Raw genomic sequence first — 6637 nt, 5'->3', positions numbered from 1 at the left:
GCAAAACTCAGTTGATTCAATGCTTTATGTGACATCTATTTCAATACCTCCTTTATTTATTTCTCTATATTATAACTTATAGTATATATCTTTTTGTGTAACTCTCTCCTATTTTTGCAACGGTCTCAACTCGCATTCAGAAGCATAACTAGGCGGCGAGGAGCAAGCGACGCAGGCGTACTTTTACAGGGGATTCCCCTTTAGGGGAGACGTTGAGGAGCTTGCGACAATGCCAACAACGTTAGGCAATAGAAGGCTACTTGGTATTACCGCATAAGTTTAGTTATAATCTTTTTTGCTTTAAGTAAAACCAGCTCGGCAGCCATTATAGGCGGCGGAGCAAGACATATCGAGTTACCAATAAGACTTCTTAACTTTGCCACAGTCAGGGTTTGCACCAAAACAGTGCCGGTGCCGGAAAATCGGGTTAGAAAAAGTCCTTCATCGCCAAAATAAGCAGTCTTAAAATCTTTAACATGCTCCAGAGTATGTGAAACAGACTCATCCCACGCCATAACAGAAGCCGATTCAGCATGAAGCTGCTGTCCATCTTTAAGTTGATGGGTTATTATATTGCCGCCGCCATGAATAAATACGTAACCGCTGCCAGATATTCTAATCAGAACCAAACCCTCCCCGCCAAACAACAGGCTCCCAAGTCCTGACTGCGCCTCCACACTTAAATTAATATCTCCGACATAAGCAATGAGATTTTCCTTAGATGCGATTATTGCATTACCACTTAACTTTATGGCTGCTATGCTGCCGGGTAAATAATCTCCAAATGAAACCTCCCCTTGTCCTGAAAAGGTGGTAAATGCTAAGTTCTCATCAGTAATTACTTTTCTTGCTGCTGAAAATATGTGTTTAGATATTGAGCCGCCTTCTTTAATCTCTTTAGTAGCACTCTTGACATTACCAATGTAGAACAACATTTTGCCAGCCTCTGCTGTAACCTGATTGCTGCCATCTAGATATACACTGAGAATATCCGCATCCTCACCGGATATCTTGTAAACACCATTTTCCTCGTTCCCCAATATTTCCACTTGTACGGCCTCCTAAGTAGTGTCCACATAAACGCGGTTTTTATGATACGTTACAAAATTATTGCCATGCGGTTAAACCACAAGGCACTAAGGACTTTATACAAAGCCTGCCTCTGAGTAGCCTTCTCTGTACTTAATTGGAGAAAACTCTTACATCCGCTCTTCGGTTTTGAGCCCGCCCGCTCTTGGTTTCATTCGATGCAATCGGTCTGGTATAACCGTAACCTACCGCCTCAACCTTTTGAGTTTCTATTGCACCGTGCCTTACTATGTAGTCTTTAACAGCCTCAGCCCGTCTTTTAGAAATTCTCATGTTATAGGCATACCCGCCAGTTGAATCCGAATGGCCCTCTACCATTGCATGTCCCTGTTCATACTGCTTTATTGCGTTTATTGCTGTATTTAACTGTGTTTCACTGCCTTTTTTTATTTTTGCACTGTTTACATCGAAATGGGCTACTGTAAAAAGAGCCACCCCTGATGATGACTGCAGTCCATTCAAACCTTTTGAGGCAGAACCCTGACAAGGGCCTTGTGTCATACGAATTACTTTATTAGCCAATTCTATTGCCTCTTTGGTGTGGCAACTCCAGTAAACACGATAGGCTTCATCTCTTAACTTTACGGCTTCATTAAACATATCCTGACATGCCGTGTCTTTTCCTACTTTTTTAGCTGCCTCTATTGCCCTGTCAGCTTCTAAAAGCTCCTTATGAATGAATAGTACCTTACCATTTGGTGCAAACTCAAAACCGGCACAACCGGTTAGCAAAAACATCATTGCAAACACTAATAACCGAGCCCTCAAACTCATGCTAACGCCTCCAATGTTCTGCATTAAACTCTTTCACAGTAAGATATAACACGTATGTGGAGATTGTCAACAAAAAAAATCTTGCATCGGCACACAACCTAGTGTTACACATGTTTTCTACAATTTTTAAAAACTGTTTAAATGAACTAACAACCTGTTTCTGTTTAATATTAACTTATGGAATTGACAGAGCTAATTCATACCATAGGGCAAGGAGGGCCAGCGATGGCATTATCATTAATTGTTATTGCCTTAAGCTATAAATTTATGAACAAAATCGGCTGCGAGTTTGTAAATGCCCAGAAAGAGCAAGCATCAGCCTTGGCACGGCAAGCACAAAGCATGGAGGGACTTCACGGAGCTATTCACGATTTTTTAACCAAAGACAACAAGGAACACCTGGATATCCTTATAATGCTTCGGGTGATTATTGACAGAATGGACAGAAACCAAAACGGGTAACCATAAGTTTGAGGATACCCACGACTAAGGGGAGAGAATGTCGTATGAATATAAAACTTCTGAAAGAGTTAATGTTAAGAGGTTATGTGCTTGAGATTCTTAAGGCTGACCATGAACAGTTTATTAATGAGGAGGAACTTCGTGCAAGACTCTATCTCTTTGGTTATGCGCTTTTATCGGATGACTTAAAAATTCAGCTCCGCTACCTTGAAAACAAAGGATATGTGAAACGTAATGAGAAATTTAACGGTCAAATTTGCGAGGTTGGAATTACCGCTGACGGCGATGACCTGTTAAATGGAATAATAAAAGACGACGGCGTTTTTATTCCAAGAGGAAGGCACAATGGTTAGAAAGTCACTCATACACGACAATATAGACATTGCGTATCAGGTATGGCGTGATGGCGAGTGTAATTTTGAAAGCAGCGTCAGAGAGCTTAATAAGAAATTCAATTTTCGTCTAACAACAAAAACGCTCAAAGAATGGGCTGATAAATATAAATGGAAAGAGCGGTTAGAACGTGAAGAGTTGGAAATTGAAAAGCTACGAAAAGCTAACAGAGTAACTACTGAGGCTCTCATTGGAGACCTTATCAAACAAAAGGAAAAATACGACTCTCTTAGTAAACTTGATAATCAATCCACAAACGCCTACAAATCCCTCATCAACACCATTAACAATCTCTACAAATCATCGGCTAAGTCCAAACTGGACGCTTACATTGACGTTATGAGAATCTACGTCAAGTGGCTTTTAAAAAATGACCCCGATGGCGTAAAAATTATTGAAAAAAATATGGATGAGTTCACTTTGTTTCTAACAGAGAAGTATGGCTAAGGGATTAATCCGCAGATGACACAGATGGGCGCAGATGAAAAAAATAACAATCTGCGAAAATCTGCGCAATCTGCGGAAAAATTTTTAACTTTTTAAATTATGGCTAACCTTAAAAAAATATTTAAAGACATTGAGGCCTTACGGGCGCAAATCAGCTCCTACACTAAACCATTTGAAGGCAATGACTGCTCAGACGGAAAATCGGCACAAGCTGCAAGAGTGGAACGGGCAGCTAATGATCTTGAATTTTTTGCACGCACATATTTTCCGCATTATATAAAATCACCATCATCTAAACTTCACAAGTATTTGTCAGCGCGGTATATGGAATTGGTAAGGTCGTCGGCAGAACACAACGGGGGGTCAGCGACCCCGGGCGGTAAAGAAGTTGACGCCGCTCCCCGCGGAAACGCCAAATCCACTTGGACTACATTGATTCTGCCCATGTGGGTCACAGCCTTTAACCTGCGAAATTTTGTGTTGATAGTCTCAGACACAATGAGTCAGTCCGAGGATTTCATATCGTTTATAAAAGCCGAACTTGAAAGCAATGAGAGGCTTAATCAGGATTTCCCAAATATCACAGGCGAGGGAAAAACCTGGCGCGCGGATACGCTGATAACTAAAAACGGCGTAAAAATCCGCGGAGTTGGAGCTGGACAGAAACTCAGAGGGATGCGGCACGGCAGCCGAAGGCCGGATCTGGTAATCTGTGATGATTTGGAAAACGACGAGGCCGTAATGTCTGTTGAACAGAGGAGAAAACTTGAGGACTGGTTTTTTAAGGCTCTTATGAAAATTGGCCAAAAAGACACAATTTATATAGTTGTAGGAACCGTGCTGCATTATGATTCGCTGCTGTCAAAACTGTTTAAAAAACCCGGCTGGAGGGGTAAGAAATTCAAAGCGATAATGCGGTACTCGGAATCAAAGCGGTGGGAGGAGTGGGAAAATATATTCTCGGCAGGTTCAGCACCCTCAGGTATAACCAAATCAACTGCACTGAACGAACCGGATGAGAAGGAAACTGCCGAGACTATGGCTGATGCCTACTTTAACCGGCACAGAGACGAAATGCTTGCCGATGTGGATGTTCTGTGGCCGGAGGTTGAGGATTACTATTATCTTATGAAGATGCGGGTTTCAGAGGGCCCGGCGTATTTTGATTCGGAAAAGCAAAACGAGCCGATTAATCCCGATGACTGTCTGTTTAGCGAGCACTGGATTCAATATTTTGATGATGCGTCTGAGCCAAAAAATGTACCGTTATATGGCGTAGTGGATCCCTCGATGGGAAAAAAGTCAAAGCGGCACGACCCATCTGCAATAATCTGCGGACGTTTTTCTAACGGCATACTTTATGTCACAATAGCCGACATAGAACGCCGACATCCGGATAGAATTATCGAGGATATTTTAACTTATCACAGAAAGGAACGCTTTCAGGTTTTTGGAGTGGAATCTGTACAATTTCAGGAGTTTTTTAAAGACACGTTAATTAAAGAGGCTCACAGGCAAAATCTGACACTTAATGTCACAGAGATAAGGTCAAGTGCTGATAAACTACTGAGAATTCAAACCCTTCAACCGTGGATAAAAAACGGCTGGATACGATTTAAAAAAAGTCAGAGAACTCTGATAGAACAATTGATTCGTTATCCGCTCTATGACCACGATGACGGCCCCGATGCCCTTGAAATGCTAAAATCTCTGGTAGAACATAATAACCTCACAGCAGACTACGAAACCATTGCAGGCAGAGAGTCAGTATTTAAAGGGAAAGGCTCATATTGAACAAAAGCAAAACAATTTCGTCAACTTATTGATAAAATGTAGTCATTCCAGAGTGTTTGCTTATCGGCTGTGGTTGAGTCAATAAAATCCCACGGCAGTGGAGAGTCAAATGTTAACTTTTCAAACAGGGTCTTTTCATAATCAACGTGTGCCTCTGCCACTGCGGCTTTAAGGTTCAGTTTTCTCTTTATCATGATACTAAGCACCTGTGCGGCTTCTTTGCCGCTGCGAGCAAAAAATCCTTCAACGTAAGACTGCCCTGCTGTATCGTGATGTACCTGTATCCCGTCTTTTTTGAGAGCAGTTTTCAAAGTTTTCAGACGCTCCTTTACCACCTGAGAGCTCTCCATATGATGCCACTGAAAGGGAGTGAACGCTTTTGGTACAAATGGAGACACACTGAGGGAAATGTGTCCGCGCTTAGAGAGCCCTCTAACCTCTCTGACAAGACTTATGATTTCTGTGATGTCAGTATGTGTTTCCGTAGGAAGTCCAATCATAAAGTAGAGTTTCAGTAAACTGATTCCATTTTCAAAAATCAACCGGCAGGTGCTTATAATGTCCTCGTGAGTGATTTTCTTGTTTATAACTCTGCGGAGACGCTCAGAGCCTGCCTCCGGTGCAATAGAAACGCTTTGTTTTTCTTTCATAAGCGGCAGGATTTCACCGCTTTTGCGGCTTGCCCTAAGCGATGTTATTGAAAATTCAACGCCGCCTGTGCTTAGCACATCCTCAAGGCGCGGATAATCGGTCAGAGAGGGGCCTATCAGTCCCACTTTCAGACAGGAGGGTTTAACCCTCTCTATTTCCTCCATAACTGATGAAAACTGCCGTCGGCGCGGCGGACCGTATATTGAGGAAATAGCACAGAATCGGCATTTCCACGGACAGCCCCTCATGGCCTCAACTAAATACATATTTGAAAACTCCGTGTTTTCAGTAATAAGCTGGGAGGGTACACTAAGCGTATTTAAGTCTTTGACATACACTCTCTTTACTTTTTGAGAGATTTCATCCGGAACGTAGAAACCGTCTGTGCCGCTTAATGATTTTAAAAAATCCGGTTTACCGGTTGAATTTTTTAATTTAGAAAAAAAACTTTCAATAATTGGCTCACCCTCCCCTACGCACACAACATCAAAAAACGGCGCAAGCGGTTCGGGATTCATAAAAGCACACGGGCCTCCCATAATGACAAGAGGATGAGTTTCAGTTCTGTCTTTAGCAAACAGTGGGATTTTAGCAAGTTCAAGGATTTTTAAAACATTTAAGTAGTCATTTTCATAGGAAACCGAAAAAGCAACAATATCAAACGAGGTAAGCGGCGTAAGGGATTCATAGGAAAACAACACGGTATCGGTTCTTTTAAACTCTTTGTATATGTCAGGTTCAGGGACAAAAACACGCTCACAGAGGGCATCATCCCTTTGGTTAATGAGGGCATAGATTATCCTAAACCCTAAGTTTGACATCCCCACATGATATATATTTGGATAGGCAAGACAAACACGGTGCTTACCGCCGTGGTTTTTTATGGTAACTCCAGACTCAGACTCAATAAGCGCAATTATCTCATTTTTATAACTGTATGGAAACTTACCTGATTGAAACCTCTTAGTCAAAAGAAAAAGTAGTAACTCCTGCTTGCGTATTAATAAGCAGGAAACGTTCCTATTGT

General features: G+C 41.9%; 7 protein-coding genes. 4 read left to right on the top strand and 3 right to left on the bottom strand.

Annotation, left to right across the window (positions count from 1 at the left end):
- Positions 1 to 266 precede the first annotated feature (266 nt).
- Positions 267 to 1049: an AIM24 family protein gene (locus HQK88_15540; GenBank protein MBF0618214.1), complete on the bottom strand. Its 783-nt coding sequence runs from the start codon at positions 1047 to 1049 to the stop codon at positions 267 to 269.
- 133 nt (positions 1050 to 1182) lie between these two features.
- Positions 1183 to 1863 (bottom strand): OmpA family protein, encoded by a 681-nt coding sequence (locus HQK88_15535; protein MBF0618213.1) that lies wholly within the window; start codon positions 1861 to 1863, stop codon positions 1183 to 1185.
- 225 nt (positions 1864 to 2088) lie between these two features.
- Here HQK88_15535 and HQK88_15530 point away from each other — a divergent pair, with 225 nt between their 5' ends.
- From HQK88_15530 to terL, 4 genes are all read left to right on the top strand, one after another.
- Complete coding sequence (locus HQK88_15530; GenBank protein ID MBF0618212.1) at positions 2089 to 2325, top strand: hypothetical protein; 237 nt, start codon at positions 2089 to 2091, stop codon at positions 2323 to 2325.
- Positions 2326 to 2369: 44 nt separating this feature from the next.
- The gene (locus HQK88_15525; GenBank protein ID MBF0618211.1) at positions 2370 to 2678 is read left to right on the top strand and encodes a hypothetical protein; all 309 of its coding nucleotides are present in this window, start codon (positions 2370 to 2372) and stop codon (positions 2676 to 2678) included.
- Entirely contained in the window at positions 2671 to 3165 is a 495-nt protein-coding gene (locus HQK88_15520; GenBank protein ID MBF0618210.1) for a hypothetical protein, read from the top strand. The genes HQK88_15525 and HQK88_15520 overlap by 8 nt, the downstream gene beginning before the upstream one ends.
- Before the next feature lie 99 nt (positions 3166 to 3264).
- Positions 3265 to 4959 carry a phage terminase large subunit gene (gene terL / locus HQK88_15515; GenBank protein MBF0618209.1) on the top strand — a complete coding sequence of 565 codons (1695 nt, stop codon included), beginning with the start codon at positions 3265 to 3267 and terminating at the stop codon, positions 4957 to 4959.
- A 20-nt stretch (positions 4960 to 4979) separates the two neighbouring features.
- On the opposite strand, the gene HQK88_15510 is transcribed toward terL, so the two are convergent.
- On the bottom strand, positions 4980 to 6581 hold the full coding sequence (locus HQK88_15510; GenBank protein ID MBF0618208.1) for a radical SAM protein: 1602 nt from the start codon (positions 6579 to 6581) through the stop codon (positions 4980 to 4982).
- Positions 6582 to 6637 lie beyond the last annotated feature (56 nt).

It is taken from the genome of Nitrospirota bacterium, assembly GCA_015233895.1.
Classification (GTDB): domain Bacteria; phylum Nitrospirota; class Thermodesulfovibrionia; order Thermodesulfovibrionales; family Magnetobacteriaceae; genus Magnetomonas.
This window is presented reverse-complemented; position numbering and strand designations above follow the sequence as displayed.